Consider the following 15,488-nt stretch of genomic DNA (forward strand, 5'->3'; position numbering starts at 1 on the left):
CATAGGAGCAAGCAGAAATTTGGAGGAAACTATGCGGCTCATTGCCCTCGTGTCGGCTCTGATCTTGCCGTTTGGCGCGGCGCTCGCCCAGGACTATCCAGTCAGGCCCGTCACCATGCTGGTGCCGTTCGCCGCCGGCGGACCTACGGACACCATTGCCCGTCTGACCGCGGCAGGCATGACGAAATCGCTCGGCCAACAGGTCATCGTCGAGAACGCTCCCGGCGCCGGTGGCACCATCGCCACGACCCGCGCCTCGCGAGCCCAGCCGGACGGATACACGCTGCTGATCCATCATGTCGGCCTGTCGACCGCCGCCACACTTTACCGCAACCTCAGCTATGACACGAAGACGGCCTTTGCGCCGATCGGGCTTGTGACCAATGCGCCGATGACCATCATCGCGCGTGCGGATTTTCCCGCCGACACGCTCAAGGAATTGGTCGCCTACGCCCAACAGCAGGGCGACAAATTGACCTATGCCAATGCCGGGCTCGGAGCGGCCTCGCATCTCTGCGGCATGCTGTTCATGACGGCGATCCAGAAGCAGCTTACCGCGGTGCCCTACAAGGGCAACGGACCCATCATGAACGATCTTCTGGGCAAGCAGATCGACCTCACCTGCGACCAGGCCACGAACACGACCGGCCCGATCATGGCGAAACAGGTGAAAGCCTATGCGATCACCACCAAGGAGCGGCTGAAGAGCCTGCCCGATTTGCCGACGGCCGACGAGGCCGGCCTCAAAGGATTCGAACTTGGCGTCTGGCACGGCATCTATGCCCCCAAGGGCACACCATCGGCGGTCGTTCAGAAGCTGACGGCAGCGCTCCAGTCCGCACTCAAGGATCCCGCGCTGATCGCTCGGTTCAACGACATCAACACGGAGCCGGTCCCGCAGGAGAAGGCGACTCCGGAGGCGCTGGCGGCGATGCTCGCGAGCGAAGTCGACCGCTGGGCGCCGATGATCAAGGCAGCCGGCCAGTTTGCGGACTGAGCCATTCCTGCGCAATTCGTAACGACATCACCGCGCGGGCGAGCTAAGCCGACACGGTAAAGAACAGTCCATTCAACAGCTAATTACCAGGTATTAAAATACCGGTACTGTGCATGGGGTTGTTTTTGCGATTTTTAATGTCGGCCCGGTCGTGGAGCTTCAACCCGCCGCCGCATCGAACTGCGTGCTCGCCTCGAGCCACTGCTCTTCGGCGCGCGCCAGCGCGTCGGCCGCATTGGCCCGTGCTTTCGACAGTTGCGCGGCCTGCTTGGGATCGCGGGTGAAGATGTCGGGCAGGGCCAGCGCAATGTCGATCTTGCTGATGATCTCGCTGACGCGGGCGATCTCGCCTTCGGCTTCCGCGATACGCTTCTTCAGCGAGCCGCGATTGTCCGATCTCGGACGCTGCGGCTTCTCGCTCGCCGCGTTGCGCTCGCGCGGGGCGGGCTCGCCATTGCGCGCGGACAGCACCAGGCGGCGGTATTCGTCGAGGTCGCCGTCGTAATTGGTCACGGTGCGGTCGGCGACGATCCAGAGCTGGTCGGCGCAGGACTCGATCAGATAGCGGTCGTGCGAAACCATGATGACGGCGCCGGGGAATTCGTTGATGGCTTCCGCGAGCGCGGCGCGGCTGTCGATGTCGAGATGGTTGGTCGGCTCGTCCAGGATGATCATGTTGGGGCCGAAGAAGGTCGCAAGTCCCAGCAGGAGCCGCGCCTTCTCGCCGCCCGACAATTTTCCAACCTTGGTATCGGCCGCCTTGCCGGAGAATCCGATGGCACCGGCGCGTGCGCGCACCTTGGCCTCAGGCGCTTCCCCCATCAGCTTGCGGACGTGGTCGTAGGTCGAGGCATCCTCGTTCAATTCGTCGAGCTGGTGCTGGGCGAAATAGGCAATCGAGAGCTTGTCGGCGCGGGTCACCTTGCCCGAGAACGGCGCGAGGCGGCCGGCGAGCAGCTTCACCAGCGTCGACTTGCCGTTGCCGTTGGAACCAAGGAGCGCGATGCGGTCGTCATTGTCGACGCGCAAGGTAACGCGGTTAAGCACGGGCGTGTTCGGATCGTAGCCGACCACGACGTTGTCGGCGGCGATGATCGGCGGCGACAGGATTTTCTCCGGCGCGGGAAAGCTGATCTCGCGCACGTCCTGGGTGACCAGCGCCGTGATCGGCTTCAGCCGCTCCAGCATTTTCACACGGGACTGCGCCTGGCGTGCTTTCGAGGCTTTCGCCTTGAAGCGATCGACGAAGGCTTGCAGACGCGCGCGTTCGGCCTCCTGGCGCTTGACCGCTTTGGCATCGAGCATCTCGCGCATGGCGCGCTGCTCCTCGAAGGAGGAGTAGGTGCCTTTGTAAAGCGTGAGCTTGCTGCGATCCAGATGCAGGATCTGGTCGACCGAGCTTTCCAGCAGGTCGCGGTCATGGCTGATCACGATCACTGTGCGCGGATAATGCGCGAGGTGATCCTCGAGCCACAGCGTGCCTTCGAGGTCGAGGTAGTTGGTGGGCTCGTCGAGCAGCAGCAGGTCGGGAGCCGCGAACAGCGTGGCGGCGAGCGCAACGCGCATGCGCCAGCCGCCGGAGAATTCGGCGCAGGGGCGGAGCTGGTCGGTGGCGGAGAAGCCGAGGCCGGAGAGGATGGCGGCGGCGCGGCTCGGTGCCGAATGCGCGTCGATGTCGACCAGCCGGGTCTGGATCTCGGCGATCCGGTGCGGGTCGGTCGCGCTCTCGGCCTCGGTGAGCAGCGCGGCGCGTTCGAGATCGGCCTTGAGCACGACCGAGATCAGGCTCTCGGGGCCGTTTGGCGCTTCCTGCGCGAGGCTGCCGACGCGCCAACGGGGCGGCAGGGTGACCGTGCCGTGCTCGGCGGCGAGCTCGCCGCGGATCACCTTGAACAGGGTCGATTTGCCGGTGCCGTTGCGACCGACCATGCCGACGCGGGATCCGGGCGTGATCTGCACGGAACTCTGGTCAATCAGAAGGCGTCCGGCGAGGCGGATGGAGAGGTCGGTGATAGCAAGCATGCGGCCTTGTCACCGCACCCGGGATCAAACGCAACCCGTTTTTCCGTGTCCGCAAGCCGCTGCTTGTCAACTCAATGCGAATCGCGATCGCGCTGCTTCAGCTCATTGAGGAGTTGCTCGAGGTGCGTCGGCAGCCCGGCTTCGGGACGCAGGCTCTGCTGGAGCCGTTCGGCCACGGCATCGGAGATCGAGCGGCTGGTCCGCCGGTCGATTTGCTCGCTGTCATTGGCAAGAAGGCCAGCCATCGCAGGGTTCCGTGTTCTCAAAGAAGCGACACGGTACCAAGTCCTTGGCTCCTAAATGGTTTCGCCACTCGCGGCAATTGCGCGGCATTCTAGCAAAAATTGTGTGAAGCCCCGCAATATCCCCCTCCGAACACAAAGCCCCGGCGCTGGGGGGACGCCGGGGCTTCGCTTGAAAGGTACCTTGGGGGGCTCAGGTACCCTTTTGGTTCAGGTATCCTTGGAAAGGTGCTGTCGGGCTCAGTAGCAGCGGTTGATCATCCGCCAGCGGGGTCCCCAGGGGGTCGGGACCAGCCGGCGCACATAGCAGCCGCCATAGCCGTAGGAGACGGGGCCGCCGGCAAAGAAGCGCGGTCCGCCCCAGCCATGATGCCAGCCACCGCCGCCGCCATGGCCCCAGCCGCCATGCCAATGAGCGGACGCAGAGGTCGGCGCCAGCGCGGCACCAAGCGCAACCGCGGCGACGGCGGCGAGCGAAAGTTTCCTCAACATGGTGATCTCCTCAAATCTGTCGGCGCGGGGCTATCGCGTCGATGGAAAGGCCGCCGAAACGGTCTGCCTCGGAAGGAGGCTTTGGTTTCGATGGACCTGAGATTATCCGAGCGAGCCTGAACCAAACCCTGACGAGGCCTTCAGATTGGGTTCATTTCGGTGAAATCGTCGTAATCCATGTTGGCATTCGGACCCCTGGCCTGCGGCGAAGCGCCCGCGAGTCGGTTTGGCGGTCGCTTGCCGTATCGCGAAGGCGCCGATATAAGCCCGGCAACTCCGAACCACCGTTTCCTCTTCAAGGACAAGATCATGGCCATCGAACGCACCTTCTCGATCATCAAGCCCGACGCCACCGCGCGTAACCTCACCGGTGCGGTTAACGCCGTGATCGAGAAGGCGGGCCTGCGCATCGTCGCGCAGAAGCGCATCCGCATGACCAAGGAACAGGCCGAAACCTTCTATGCGGTCCACAAGGCGCGGCCGTTCTTCGGTGAGCTCGTGGAATTCATGACCTCGGGCCCCGTGGTGGTCCAGGTGCTGGAAGGCGAGGGCGCCGTCGCCAAGTACCGCGACGCGATGGGTGCGACCGATCCGTCCAAGGCGGCCGACGGCACCATCCGCAAGCTCTACGCAAAGTCGATCGGCGAGAACTCCGCGCACGGTTCGGATGCGCCGGAGACCGCCGCGATCGAGATCGCGCAGTTCTTCTCGGGCAACGAGATCGTCGGCTGATCCGTCAGCCGATAAGTTAACGGGACGCGGCGAAAGGACGTAGTGTGAACTGGCTCTCGCAGATCTTCGATCCCGCTACGATCGGGGCATTCTTCACCCAGTTCCGCGTCGAGATGGCCGAACCGACCTTCTGGGTCGCGGTCGGCAAGATCATCTGGATCAACATCCTCTTGTCCGGCGACAATGCGCTGGTGATCGCGCTCGCCTGCCGCGGCCTCAAGCCGCGGCATCGGCTGTGGGGCATGATCTTCGGTGCCGGCGCCGCGGTGCTGCTGCGGATCATCTTCACGGGCATCGTCGCGAGCCTGATGGAGTTGCCCTACCTCAAGCTGGTCGGCGGTCTTGCGCTGATTGTGATTGCGGCAAAGCTGCTGGTGCCGGAGCAGGAGGACGAGGACGGCGTCGAGTCGGCTTCGCATCTGTGGCAGGCCGTGCAGATCGTCGTCGTCGCCGACATCGTCATGAGCCTGGACAACGTCATTGCGGTGGCCGCCGCCGCCAATGGCAGCGTGCCCTTGCTGGTGCTCGGTCTTGCCATCAGCGTGCCCTTGATCGTCGCCGGTGCGGCGCTGATCATGGCGCTGCTCGCAAAGCTGCCGGTTCTGGTGTGGGCCGGCGCGGCGCTGCTCGGCTGGATCGCGGGCGAGGTGATTGCGACCGATCCCGGCATCGCGCCGAGGCTGCACACGCTGTTCGACGGTCCGTTCGGCGCCTCGCTGGACAACGTGCTCGGTGCCTTGCGCATCCCGCCGCAATTCGCCCATGGCGGCGGAGGCGGCGAATATCTCTGCGCGGCTCTTGGCGTCGTCGTCGTGCTGGTCGTCGGCTTCATCTGGCGCCGCCGCAGCATGAGCGCGGCCGCGCTGGAATCCTCCGAACGCCACGCCAAGGCCTCGGCGGAATAGATCTATCTTCTGAGTATGATCTTTTCGGAAAAGCGATTCACGCTTTTCCGGATCACGCGCTACCGCCGGACGATCGAGCCAGCGCGGTTGATCAGCCGGGCGAGCGCGCGGAAGCGGCTGCCGACACGGTCCGCGACGAGATCGCCGAGGCGGTGCTCGAACACCAGCATCAGTTTGCGGCCCAGGCTGCGGAAATGCGTTGCAGGCAAGACGCCCGGACGCGCCGCCGAGATCAGATGCGCGACGCGGAAGGCCGCGCCCAGCAGGCGGGCGCGCTCGAGCTGCGCCGGCGTCAGCAGCTCCTGCATGGCGACCGGCGGCTGGTTCTCCTCACTCAGGCCCGCATAGCGATAGAACACGGACAGACCGACGAAGGCGCGCTCGGTGTGGGTGATCGCGCCGAAATTGCCGTTGACGACGAGGCTCATCGTCTGCTCGCCGCGATGGTCGGGATGCACGCGCCAGCCGATGTCGGACAGCAGGCACGCGGCGTGGCGCAGACGGCGGTCCTCCTCGGTCTCGCGCAGCTTCACCACGCGCGCGAGGCGGTCGGTCCAGGCGATCAGCTCGCGCGCGTGCTTTGCCGAACGCGAGAGCAGTTGGTTCAGCTCCTCGGCCGCGCAGATCAGTCCGTCCTTGTTGCGTTCGGACTCCGGCAGCTTCTCGTGCAGCAGGCCCTCGCGCACGCCGAACGTCGAGAACACGATGGTCTTCGGCTTCGCCACCCGGATGATGTGCTCGAGCACCAGTGCCGCATAGGTGAGGAGCGGGCGCCGGGCATCGGCGACGATCTCGATGTCGGCGAGCATGCCGGCGGCCGCAAGCCGGCGGAGACGACGGGAAAAATCGAGCGCCTCGGCAGCCGAAATCGAATAGCCGTGCATCACCTGCAGCGGATAGCCGCTCTGGATGATGTGGATGCGCGCAAGCGCGCGCCAGGTGCCGCCGACGGCATAGAAGCTGCGGCCGCTCCCTGCCTTGAGCTGCGGCACTTCGTCGAGCGCTTCGCGCACGATGCGGTCGGCTCGTTTCAGGGATTTATGGGCGAGGTCCTGCAGCGCGAGGCCGCCGAGCGGCAGCGTCACGCCGCTGCGCACGGTGTTTTTGCGCACGTCGATCAGTTCGAGCGAGCCGCCGCCGAGGTCGCCGACGATGCCGTCGGGATGGTGGATGCCGGAGATCACGCCGAGCGCCGACAGCCGCGCCTCGCGCGGGCCCGACAGGATCTCGATCTTCACCGCACAGATGCGCTCGGCCTTGGCGATGAAGTCGGCGCCGTTGGAGGCGTCGCGGCAGGCGGCGGTCGCAATCGCAAACACCCGTCCAACCTGCATTACCCGGCACAACGCACGGAAGCGCTTGAGCGAGGTCAACGCCTTGTCGACGGCGTCGGGCGCAAGCAGTCCCGTGCTCTGCACCTCGCGCCCGAGGCCGCACAGCGTCTTCTCGTTGAAGATCGGAATCAGGCTCCGCGTCAGTCCCTCGTAGACGACGAGCCGGACCGAGTTGGAGCCGATGTCGATGACCGCGACGCTCGAGCCGCGCTTGCGCGGCCGCTTCACGCCGACAATCCCGGATCAGGATTGATGACGTTCATTGCGGCGCGTGAGGCGGCGCGGCGAGGATTCCTTGAGCGACTTACCACGGCCAGACAGACTCGGATTTGTCATGAAGTAGTTGTGGACGTTGAAAGGCTCCTCGCCCTTCGCGGTCTTCATACGCGTTGAGGACCCGTCCGGCAACAATTGCCAGCTCTGTTCATTGTCCTTGAGATTCGCGACCATGATCTGTTCGAGAACCTGCTGATGCACCGTGGGATTTTGCAGCGGACACAGCACCTCGACGCGGCGGTCGAGGTTGCGCGGCATCATGTCGGCCGAGGAGATATACACAGCCGCTTTCGCGCTCGGCAGGCCCTGGCCCATGCCGAAGCAGTAGATTCGGCCGTGCTCCAGGAAGCGTCCGATGATCGACTTGACGCGAATGTTCTCCGACAGTCCGGGAATGCCGGGCCGCAGGCAGCAGATACCGCGCACCACGAGCTCGACCTGCACGCCGGCCTGTGAGGCCTCGTAGAGGGCGTCGATGATGTCGGGGTCGACCAGCGCGTTCATCTTCATCCAGACCGCACCGGGCCGGCCGTGCCGCGCATGCGCGGTCTCGCCCTGGATGTGCTCGATGATGCGCTTGCGCAAGGTCAGCGGCGAGACCGCCATCTTTTCCAGATCGCTCGGCGCGGCATAGCCGGTGATGAAGTTGAACACGCGGGCAGCGTCGCGGCCGATGGTCGGGTCCGAGGTGAAGTAGGAGAGATCAGTGTAGATGCGCGCTGTCACCGGGTGGTAATTGCCGGTGCCGGTGTGGACGTAGGTCGTGAGACTGCCGCCCTCGCGGCGCACCACCATCGACAATTTCGCGTGGGTCTTCAGTTCGAGGAAGCCATAGACGACCTGCACGCCGGCGCGCTCGAGGTCGCGCGCCCAGCGGATGTTGGCCTCTTCGTCGAAGCGCGCCTTCAGCTCGATCAGCGCGGTGACGGATTTGCCGGCTTCGGCGGCTTCCACGAGCGCGCGCACGATCGGCGAGTTGCTGGAGGTGCGGTAGAGCGTCTGCTTGATGGCGACGACGTCGGGGTCGCGCGTCGCCTGCTGGAGGAATTGCACGACGACGTCGAAGGATTCGTAGGGGTGATGGACGACGAGGTCCTTCTGCCGGATCGCAGCGAAGATGTCGCCGCCTTGCTCGCGCACGCGCTCGGGATGGCGCGGCACGTAAGGGGTGAATTCGAGGTCGGGCCGGTCGAGGCGGGTGAGCTGGGAGAGCTCGTTCATGGCGAGCACGCCGTCGACCAGGAACACCTCGTCGTCGGCGGTTGACAGCGCGTGCTGCACGAAGCTGCGCAGCTGCTCCGGCATCTTGGCGTCGATCTCGAGCCGGATCACCGAGCCGCGGCGACGGCGCTTCAGCGCGGTCTCGAACAGGCGGACGAGATCCTCGGCCTCTTCCTCGATTTCGAGTTCGGAGTCGCGGATGACACGGAATGCGCCCTGGCCGTGCAGATTGTACCCCGGGAACAGGCGGTTGATGAATAGCGCGGTGGCCTGCTCCAGCGAGATCAGCCGGACGACCTTGCCATCGGCCGGCAGGCGGATGAAGCGGTCGATCTTGCCTGGCATGCGGATCAGCGCGTTCATCTGCTTGCCGTCGGCGGCGCGCGTGAGCTGGAGCGCGATGGTGAAGCCGAGGCTCGGAATGAACGGGAAGGGGTGGGCCGGGTCGATCGCGAGCGGAGTCAGCAGCGGGAACACGTTGCTGAGGAAGTAGTCCTCGATCCAGGTTCGTTCCGCCTTGGTGACCTCCTTGCCCTCGACCAGTACGATGCCCTCGCCGGCGAGCGTGCCGCGCAGGTCGCGCCAGATTGCCTGCTGGTCGGAGGCAAGCTGCGAGACGGTCCGGTTGATGAGCGCGAGCTGTTCGGACGGCGTCAGACCGTCGGGGCTGCGCTCGGCAATGCCCTCGCGCACCTGGGCCTTGATGCCGGCGACGCGGACCATGAAGAACTCGTCGAGGTTATTCGCTGAAATCGACAGGAATCGCACGCGCTCCAGCATGGGGTGGCTGGGATTGACCGATTCCTCCAGGACGCGGCGGTTGAAGTGCAGCCAGGAGAGCTCGCGATTGATGAACCGCTCGGGGCTCGATGCGATCGCCGGTGGGCCTTCGGCTTCCGGGGCTTTTTCTTTAACTTCAACAGCTTGCGCAGAGTCCATCAGAAGTCGATCCATCCAGTTCGCCCCAATTTGCGACTTACGCGCAAAACCCGCGGGAGCATGTGTTAGAGCGATGACGTTTCGATGACATTGATGTTCCGCCGCCCGGCCGCGTCAAGCCGCCTTGGTCAGACATCCCGGAGCAGCTCGGCCGCCAGGGCCCTTGTGACCGGGCGGCCAAGCCGCAGAGCCTCGCTGTCCAGCAGGTCGACTGCCCATCGGGCGGCGGCCGAGGACCGCTCCAGGCGAGTGGCGAGGTAGCTGACTACGCTCTCGTCCACCGCGAGCTGGCGGTCGGCGCAAAATTTGACGATCAGGCCGCGGAAGAGCTGGTCGTCAGGCGGCAGCAGCGAGATGAAAGGCACCGCGCGCAGCCGCGAGCGCAGGTCGGCAAGCTCGATCTCGAGAGAGGCGGGCGCCTCGCGTCCGGTGAAGAGGACGTAGGCGCCGTCCTCCCGGGCCATATTCATCAGATGGAACAGGGCGCGCTCGTCGAATTCCCCGGCCTTGGCATCCTCGACCACCAGCGCGCCGGTGGCGAGCGCAGTCGGGACGGCTTCGGCGGTCAGCCCATTGGCCGTGGTCGAGCGGGCGCCTGAGGCCTCGGCCCAGATCGCGGCGAGATGGCTCTTGCCGCTTCCTTCCGGGCCGGCCAGCCACATGATCCGGTTCGGCCATTCCGGCCAGGCGTCGATGAGGGCAAGACCGGCGGCATTGACGGGGCCTTCGAGGAAGTTGTCCCGGCTCAGGCTCTCCGCATGCGGAAGCGAAAACGCCAATTGTCGGGGATGAACGCGGCCTGGCACGCTTGCTTTGCTCCGTGCCGGCGTGCCGGCGTCGTTTGAAGAGATGCGACTTAATCGAGCGGGAGTTGGCCTTTTGCGGGGCCGCGTCCCAACTCATTTGGCCTCGATCGTGCTCATGTGCCGCAACCACTCGACGAGATAGAGCGACACGGAGGAGAGCGTGAAGACCGTGACGAGGCCCATCAGGATTATATCATAAGGACCGGGTTTGAAGCCGAACGCGAGGGCGGCCAGCACCAGCGCTGCGAACGCCACCTGCGCCACAGTGTTGAGCTTGGATACTTTCGAGGGTTTCATCTCGACAGGGCGGTCGAACAGCCACGATATGATCACGGCGGCGACGATCATGATGTCGCGCGAGACCACCAGGATGACGATCCAGCGCGGAATAGCGCCCCAGATGCCCAGGGCCATGTAGATCGAGACCAGCAGCGCCTTGTCGGCGAGCGGGTCGAGCAAGGCGCCGAGCTCGCTCGTCATGTTGAAGCGCTTGGCAAGGAAGCCGTCGACCGCGTCGCTGATGCCGGCGATCAGGAAGACGGCGAACGCCACCTCCATTTGGCTCGACACGATGGCCCAGACGATGATCGGGACCAGCATGATGCGGCCCAAAGTAATGATGTTCGGTATACTCACACGGCGCTTCCCGGCACCCGGCCTGACCTCGAATTCGGCCCTTTGGAGGCTGAACCGGTTGATATCTCTACATAGTATACGGAGGCGCGCCATGCGAGCCATTGCGCGTCCCCGGAATTCGACGTAACCAGCCGCAAACCCACTGGAAATCGGGCATGACCGACCGCAAAAACGGCCTCACTTACGCCGATTCAGGCGTCGATATCGACGCGGGCAACCGCCTGGTCGACCTGATCAAGCCAATGGTGCGCGCCACCGCGCGGGCCGGCGCCGACGCCGAAATCGGCGGATTCGGCGGCCTGTTCGACCTCAAGGCCGCCGGCTTCAAGGATCCCATCCTGGTGGCCGCGACCGATGGCGTCGGCACCAAGGTCAAGATCGCGATCGAGACCGGCTTGCATGGCGGGATCGGCATCGACCTCGTCGCCATGAGCGTCAACGACCTTGTGGTGCAGGGCGCCGAGCCGCTGTTCTTCCTCGACTATTTTGCCTGCGGCAAGCTCGATCCGGAGGCGACCGCATCGATCGTCGCCGGTGTCGCCGAAGGCTGCCGCGAATCCGGTTGCGCCCTGATCGGCGGCGAGACGGCCGAGATGCCCGGCCTCTACAAGGACGGCGACTACGACCTCGGCGGCTTTGCCGTCGGCGCCGCGGAGCGTGGCACGCTCTTGCCGCGCAAGGACATCGCCGCCGGCGATGCCGTGATCGGGCTTGCCTCGTCGGGGGTGCACTCCAACGGTTTCTCGCTGGTGCGCAAGATCGTGGAACAATCCGGCCTCGGCTTCGGGGCGCCGGCGCCGTTTGCGCCCGTCATGACGCTCGGCGGCGCGCTGCTGACGCCGACGCGTCTCTACGTCAAATCCTGCCTGCGCGCGATCCGCGAGACCGGCGCGGTGAAGGGGCTGGCCCACATCACCGGCGGCGGCTTCACCGACAACATTCCGCGCGTGCTGCCGCCGCATCTCGGCGTCGGTATCGATTTGGCGCGCCTGCCGGTGCTGCCGGTGTTCAAATGGCTGGCAGCCCAAGCCGGCATCGCCGAGCTCGAAATGCTGCGCACCTTCAACTGCGGCATCGGAATGATCGCGATCGTCGAACCGGACAAGGTCGACGAGGTCGTGCGGGTCCTCACCGAAGCCGGCGAGACCGTCGCGCAGCTCGGCACCGTGATCGCGGCCGAAGGCGAGCATCGCGTCGTCTATAATGGCCACCTCGACCTGGCGCTGTAATGACCGGCGCTGTGATGAAACGCCGCGTCGCCATCCTGATCTCCGGTCGCGGCTCCAACATGTCCGCGCTGATCAGGGCCGCTGCTGCTGCGGATTTCCCGGCGGAGATTTCACTCGTCATCTCGAACAAGGCCGACGCGCTCGGGCTTGAACGGGCCAAAGCGAGCGGCGTGAACACGCTGGTGATCGAAAGCAAGCCGTTCGGCAAGGACCGCGCCGGCTTCGAGAAGGTGCTGCAAGCAGCGCTCGATCAGCACGGCATCGAGCTGATCTGTCTCGGCGGTTTCATGCGGCTGTTCACGGCTGAATTCACAAAAACCTGGTACGGGCGGATGCTCAACATCCATCCCTCGCTGCTGCCGTCGTTCCCCGGTCTCGATCCGCACGGCCAGGCCTTGCGCGCCGGCGTCAAGCTGTCTGGCGCGACGGTGCACTTCGTCATCCCCGAGACCGATGCCGGCCCAATCGTGATGCAGGGCGCGGTGCCCGTGAGCGATCACGATACTGGGGCCACGCTGTCGGAGCGTATCCTCGAAGTCGAGCACCGCATCTATCCCGCAGCACTGAGCCTGCTCGCGACCGGCAAGGTCCGGATCGAGGGCGACGTGTGCAAGACGGCGGGCAGCGGGCCGTCGGAGAATTTTCTGGTTGCGCCGTTGGTGCGGTGAAGCGCCGTCACACTGCGAAATACTACTCATCCCAAACAAAAACCCCCGGCAGAGCCGGGGGCAACGTCATGATCTCTTGCGCAGACGGCGAGAGAAATCAGGAGACCTTGAGGTTCTCCGCGGAGGCTTTGCCGCGGTTCTCCACGAGGTCGTATTCAACCACCTGATTTTCATTGAGGGTCGAGAGTCCGGCGCGCTCGACGGCGGAGATGTGGACGAAGACGTCCTTGTCACTGCCGTTCGGCTTGATGAACCCATAGCCCTTGGTCGGGTTGAACCATTTGACGGTGCCCTTTTGCGGCATCCTCAGTCTCCTCCGCTAGATACAAAAACGACGCGGCCGCTTTTCGCGTGCCACGCCACAAACGGGCTTCCGGTAGTCTGTTCGAGTCTTGAGTCTCAATGTCGCGAAACGCACAGTCGAGCGGCCAATTCCGATTGTGTCCGATATTGCAACATGAAAATCGCCCGTTAGCAAGCCGCGCGCGAATTTCAAGTCTGGGCCGGGTATCGTCATCTGCAATTTACGACCTGTGGCCGGGGAACCACAATCGAGGGCAATCGCCTTGGCGACGAGGTGTGGACCGGTTGACCCTCGGCGGCGCTTCAGCACAAATCGCCGCATGCATAGTGGCCCGTGTTGCATTTTTGCGCGCCGCCATTTTGCTTTGGGATTCATTGTCATGCGCTGCACATTGCAGCTTTCCGGGACACGGCGGGTGATTGGCGGAGACAGGGTTCGTCGGACGACGGCCAAGGTCGCAAGTGCCATCGTGCTTGGCTTGGCGACGACGGCCGCTCCCGTTCTCGCTCAGGTCGCCCCGCCGCTGCCACCGCCACCGCCTCCCACGCCGTCGGCCACCTCCGCCAATTACGACCAGTCGGCCGGCAACGGCGCGCTCAATCTCGGATCGAATTTCCTGGAGCGGCTCGGCAACCAGGCATCTGGCGGCGTCAACCGGGCGTTCCGGACCAATCCCGGCGGCGGCGGCGCATCGGCGGGCGCGGAAGATCCGCGCTACCGCACCTGGTTCGAGGGTTACGGCATCTCGGTCCGGACCGATGCGCAGGGCGACTTCGTCGGCGACAAGCGGAAAACGGTTGGCGGTGTCGCGGGCTTTGGCGCGCGGCTCGCACCGGGTGTCAATCTCGGCTTCTCGGTCGACCAGAGCCACACCGACATCGACGTGCCGCTCGCACTTCAATCCGCGACGCTGGACCTGACGCAAGTCGGCTTCAGCGGCTCCGTCGACAAGGGCCCCTGGACCTGGGCCTTCGCGGTGGTGCACGGCTTCGGCAAGGTCCGCTCCAGCCGGGATACCGGCCTGGGACTTGCGACAGCGGGTTATCGCGCCGCAGTCGACGGCGCGCTGACCGAGATCAGCTATTACTGGACCAAGGACCAGATGCGCATCGTGCCCAAGGGCGCACTGGAATATGTCCGCGCCACCAGCGTCGCGTTCCAGGAGGTTGGCGGCCTCGACCCACTCAATGTCGGCTCGACGGCGCTGTCTCGCGCGCGCGTCATGATCGGGGCCGAGATCGGGCGCTACTTCATCTTCGACCAGAAGATCCTCGACGTGTCCGCCTACGGCAAGGTCGTCGACAATTTCTATCAGAACCTGGGATCGGTGCAGGTCAGCCTCGGGACCCAGAGCATCGTCGTGCCCGGCATCGGCGAGAGCCGCTACGGCATGGATGCCGGCGCCTCGGCCTCGCTCAGCCTGACCAACACGGCGCGGCTCTACGTCAACTACGACGGCAAGTTCCGCAACGAGCTGACGTCGCACCAGGGCACGGTCGGCTTCGAATATCGGTGGTGAGGCGAAGCCTGCCCAAGCCCGCCCAGAGCAGGATCCGGAAAACTGCGAAGCGGTTTTCCGAAAAGATCATGTTGAAGGTTTAAGTCGGCATTGCCGCGACATAGCCGGTCAATCCAAAGCCCTCGCGCGCGGCGGTCATCATCGGCGCCAGCGCGTTCGGGTGGATGAACTCGTCGCGAAAACAGGGATGGATCTTGGGATCGAAGATTTTCTTCAGCCAATCGACCACGATCTTGTGACGCTCGGAGGCGCGGAACTCCTTGTGATAGGTGAGCCAGAGATCGGCGTGGTGGCTGACGCCGAGATCGACGGCAACGAGCGGGGCGCCGAGCGCGATCGAGACCGTCGGCAGGAACCCGATGCCGGCACCGCGCTCCACGGCATAGAGCACGCCGACCGAGGAATTGGTCTTGATCCCGACAATGCCCTCGAGCGACTTCAGTCCGAGCACGCGGGCGTAAGCGCCGTCGTCGACCTGCGGGGCGCTCTGCTTGATGATGCGGTGGTTCTTCAGCTCGGCCAGGCTCGCGGGCACGCCGTAGAGGTTTTCGTACTCCTTGGAGACGAAGGGATAGATGTGCAGCCGGCCAAGCTTGGCGACGATCAGATCGGGATTGGTCGGCGGCTCGAGCTGGATCGCGATATCGGATTCGAGCCGCGCGACGTCGGCCTGTTCCATCGCGCAGCGCAGGTCGACGGTGATCTTGCGATAGGTCTTCTGGAAGTCGATCAGTCGCGGCAGGATCCAGAAATTGCCGGGGCCTTCCGTCACCGCGACGCGCACGGTGCCTGACATGTCGTTCGACGATCGCGAGGCGCGCCGGAACACGTTGAAGGCATGACGCTCCATGAGCGCGACGTCGGCGATCATCGCGCTGCCTTCGTCGCTGAGCGTGAGCCCGCTCTGGTCGCGCAGGAACAGCTTGCAGTCGATGCTCTCTTCGAGCCGGTCGATCCTGCGCATCAGGGTGGTGGAGGTGAGCCCGAGCTCCTCGGCGGCGTTACGGAAACTTTTATATTTTGCGCAAGCTAAAAACAGTTTCAAATCGTCCCAGGACGCGTCCAGGGCTTCTTCACCGTGCTGCATCATCGCAGCACCCCGGTGCAATAACTGCTGCATACTCCTGATCCCCAGCCGCTAAGCTCTTGGTCATAGCGGGGCACGA

The 15,488-nt window shown here is 64.6% G+C and carries 15 protein-coding genes; 6 read left to right on the top strand and 9 right to left on the bottom strand.

The features are described from left to right. The first annotated feature begins 31 nt into the window (after positions 1-31). A complete protein-coding gene (locus tag C7G41_RS15010) occupies positions 32-997 on the top strand; it encodes a tripartite tricarboxylate transporter substrate-binding protein (protein ID WP_106943298.1) in 966 nt (321 codons plus the stop codon). Positions 998-1,156: 159 nt separating this feature from the next. Here C7G41_RS15010 and C7G41_RS15015 read toward each other — a convergent pair whose 3' ends face one another. The 3 genes from C7G41_RS15015 to C7G41_RS15020 all read right to left on the bottom strand — a co-directional run bounded on the left by C7G41_RS15015 (position 1,157) and on the right by C7G41_RS15020 (position 3,753). Next, entirely contained in the window at positions 1,157-3,019 is a 1,863-nt protein-coding gene (locus C7G41_RS15015; protein ID WP_106943299.1) for an ABC-F family ATP-binding cassette domain-containing protein, read from the bottom strand. 71 nt (positions 3,020-3,090) lie between these two features. Further along, positions 3,091-3,264 carry a hypothetical protein gene (locus C7G41_RS37785; protein WP_199198380.1) on the bottom strand — a complete coding sequence of 58 codons (174 nt, stop codon included), beginning with the start codon at positions 3,262-3,264 and terminating at the stop codon, positions 3,091-3,093. Between the two features lie 237 nt (positions 3,265-3,501). Then, positions 3,502-3,753, bottom strand: coding sequence for a sulfur globule protein precursor (locus C7G41_RS15020; protein ID WP_106943300.1), 252 nt, complete (start codon positions 3,751-3,753; stop codon positions 3,502-3,504). Between the two features lie 309 nt (positions 3,754-4,062). On the opposite strand from C7G41_RS15020, the gene ndk reads away from it, so the two are divergent. Both ndk and C7G41_RS15030 read left to right on the top strand, forming a co-directional pair. After that, positions 4,063-4,485 carry a nucleoside-diphosphate kinase gene (ndk, locus tag C7G41_RS15025; RefSeq protein WP_106943663.1) on the top strand — a complete coding sequence of 141 codons (423 nt, stop codon included), beginning with the start codon at positions 4,063-4,065 and terminating at the stop codon, positions 4,483-4,485. A gap of 44 nt (positions 4,486-4,529) precedes the next feature. Beyond that, positions 4,530-5,390: a TerC family protein gene (locus C7G41_RS15030; RefSeq protein WP_106943301.1), complete on the top strand. Its 861-nt coding sequence runs from the start codon at positions 4,530-4,532 to the stop codon at positions 5,388-5,390. Between the two features lie 59 nt (positions 5,391-5,449). Here C7G41_RS15030 and ppx read toward each other — a convergent pair whose 3' ends face one another. The 4 genes from ppx to C7G41_RS15050 form a co-directional block, all read right to left on the bottom strand. Further along, positions 5,450-6,952, bottom strand: coding sequence for an exopolyphosphatase (gene ppx / locus C7G41_RS15035; RefSeq protein WP_106943302.1), 1,503 nt, complete (start codon positions 6,950-6,952; stop codon positions 5,450-5,452). 15 nt (positions 6,953-6,967) lie between these two features. After that, on the bottom strand, positions 6,968-9,160 hold the full coding sequence (locus C7G41_RS15040; RefSeq protein WP_199198436.1) for an RNA degradosome polyphosphate kinase: 2,193 nt from the start codon (positions 9,158-9,160) through the stop codon (positions 6,968-6,970). Positions 9,161-9,288: 128 nt separating this feature from the next. Then, complete coding sequence (locus C7G41_RS15045) at positions 9,289-9,966, bottom strand: DnaA ATPase domain-containing protein (RefSeq protein WP_106943303.1); 678 nt, start codon at positions 9,964-9,966, stop codon at positions 9,289-9,291. A 93-nt stretch (positions 9,967-10,059) separates the two neighbouring features. Further along, positions 10,060-10,602 (bottom strand): CDP-alcohol phosphatidyltransferase family protein, encoded by a 543-nt coding sequence (locus tag C7G41_RS15050; protein WP_026233129.1) that lies wholly within the window; start codon positions 10,600-10,602, stop codon positions 10,060-10,062. Positions 10,603-10,757: 155 nt separating this feature from the next. Between C7G41_RS15050 and purM the strand changes: the two genes are divergently transcribed. Together purM and purN are read left to right on the top strand one after the other, a co-directional pair. After that, entirely contained in the window at positions 10,758-11,831 is a 1,074-nt protein-coding gene (gene purM, locus C7G41_RS15055; RefSeq protein WP_106943304.1) for a phosphoribosylformylglycinamidine cyclo-ligase, read from the top strand. Positions 11,832-11,845: 14 nt separating this feature from the next. Beyond that, positions 11,846-12,499: a phosphoribosylglycinamide formyltransferase gene (purN, locus tag C7G41_RS15060; RefSeq protein WP_199198381.1), complete on the top strand. Its 654-nt coding sequence runs from the start codon at positions 11,846-11,848 to the stop codon at positions 12,497-12,499. Positions 12,500-12,596: 97 nt separating this feature from the next. On the opposite strand, the gene C7G41_RS15065 is transcribed toward purN, so the two are convergent. Beyond that, positions 12,597-12,803, bottom strand: a complete 207-nt coding sequence (locus C7G41_RS15065; protein ID WP_007591938.1) for a cold-shock protein — start codon at positions 12,801-12,803, stop codon at positions 12,597-12,599. 379 nt (positions 12,804-13,182) lie between these two features. Here C7G41_RS15065 and C7G41_RS15070 point away from each other — a divergent pair, with 379 nt between their 5' ends. Next, positions 13,183-14,322 carry an autotransporter outer membrane beta-barrel domain-containing protein gene (locus C7G41_RS15070; protein WP_106943305.1) on the top strand — a complete coding sequence of 380 codons (1,140 nt, stop codon included), beginning with the start codon at positions 13,183-13,185 and terminating at the stop codon, positions 14,320-14,322. A gap of 79 nt (positions 14,323-14,401) precedes the next feature. Here C7G41_RS15070 and C7G41_RS15075 read toward each other — a convergent pair whose 3' ends face one another. Continuing rightward, positions 14,402-15,442: a LysR family transcriptional regulator gene (locus tag C7G41_RS15075; protein WP_106943306.1), complete on the bottom strand. Its 1,041-nt coding sequence runs from the start codon at positions 15,440-15,442 to the stop codon at positions 14,402-14,404. Between the last annotated feature and the right edge of the window lie 46 nt (positions 15,443-15,488).

It is taken from the genome of Bradyrhizobium sp. MOS002 (assembly GCF_003020115.1).
In the GTDB taxonomy this organism is placed as follows: domain Bacteria; phylum Pseudomonadota; class Alphaproteobacteria; order Rhizobiales; family Xanthobacteraceae; genus Bradyrhizobium.

Bases quoted from the DNA above. Each gene is read 5' to 3' on its own strand.
- C7G41_RS15010 (WP_106943298.1), top strand. From the start codon at position 32: ATGCGGCTCATTGCCCTCGTGTCGGCTCTGATCTTGCCGTTTGGCGCG.
- C7G41_RS15015 (WP_106943299.1), bottom strand. From the start codon at position 3,019: ATGCTTGCTATCACCGACCTCTCCATCCGCCTCGCCGGACGCCTTCTG.
- C7G41_RS37785 (WP_199198380.1), bottom strand. From the start codon at position 3,264: ATGGCTGGCCTTCTTGCCAATGACAGCGAGCAAATCGACCGGCGGACC.
- C7G41_RS15020 (WP_106943300.1), bottom strand. From the start codon at position 3,753: ATGTTGAGGAAACTTTCGCTCGCCGCCGTCGCCGCGGTTGCGCTTGGT.
- ndk (WP_106943663.1), top strand. From the start codon at position 4,063: ATGGCCATCGAACGCACCTTCTCGATCATCAAGCCCGACGCCACCGCG.
- C7G41_RS15040 (WP_199198436.1), bottom strand. From the start codon at position 9,160: ATGGACTCTGCGCAAGCTGTTGAAGTTAAAGAAAAAGCCCCGGAAGCC.
- purM (WP_106943304.1), top strand. From the start codon at position 10,758: ATGACCGACCGCAAAAACGGCCTCACTTACGCCGATTCAGGCGTCGAT.
- purN (WP_199198381.1), top strand. From the start codon at position 11,846: ATGAAACGCCGCGTCGCCATCCTGATCTCCGGTCGCGGCTCCAACATG.
- C7G41_RS15065 (WP_007591938.1), bottom strand. From the start codon at position 12,803: ATGCCGCAAAAGGGCACCGTCAAATGGTTCAACCCGACCAAGGGCTAT.
- C7G41_RS15070 (WP_106943305.1), top strand. From the start codon at position 13,183: ATGCGCTGCACATTGCAGCTTTCCGGGACACGGCGGGTGATTGGCGGA.
- C7G41_RS15075 (WP_106943306.1), bottom strand. From the start codon at position 15,442: ATGCAGCAGTTATTGCACCGGGGTGCTGCGATGATGCAGCACGGTGAA.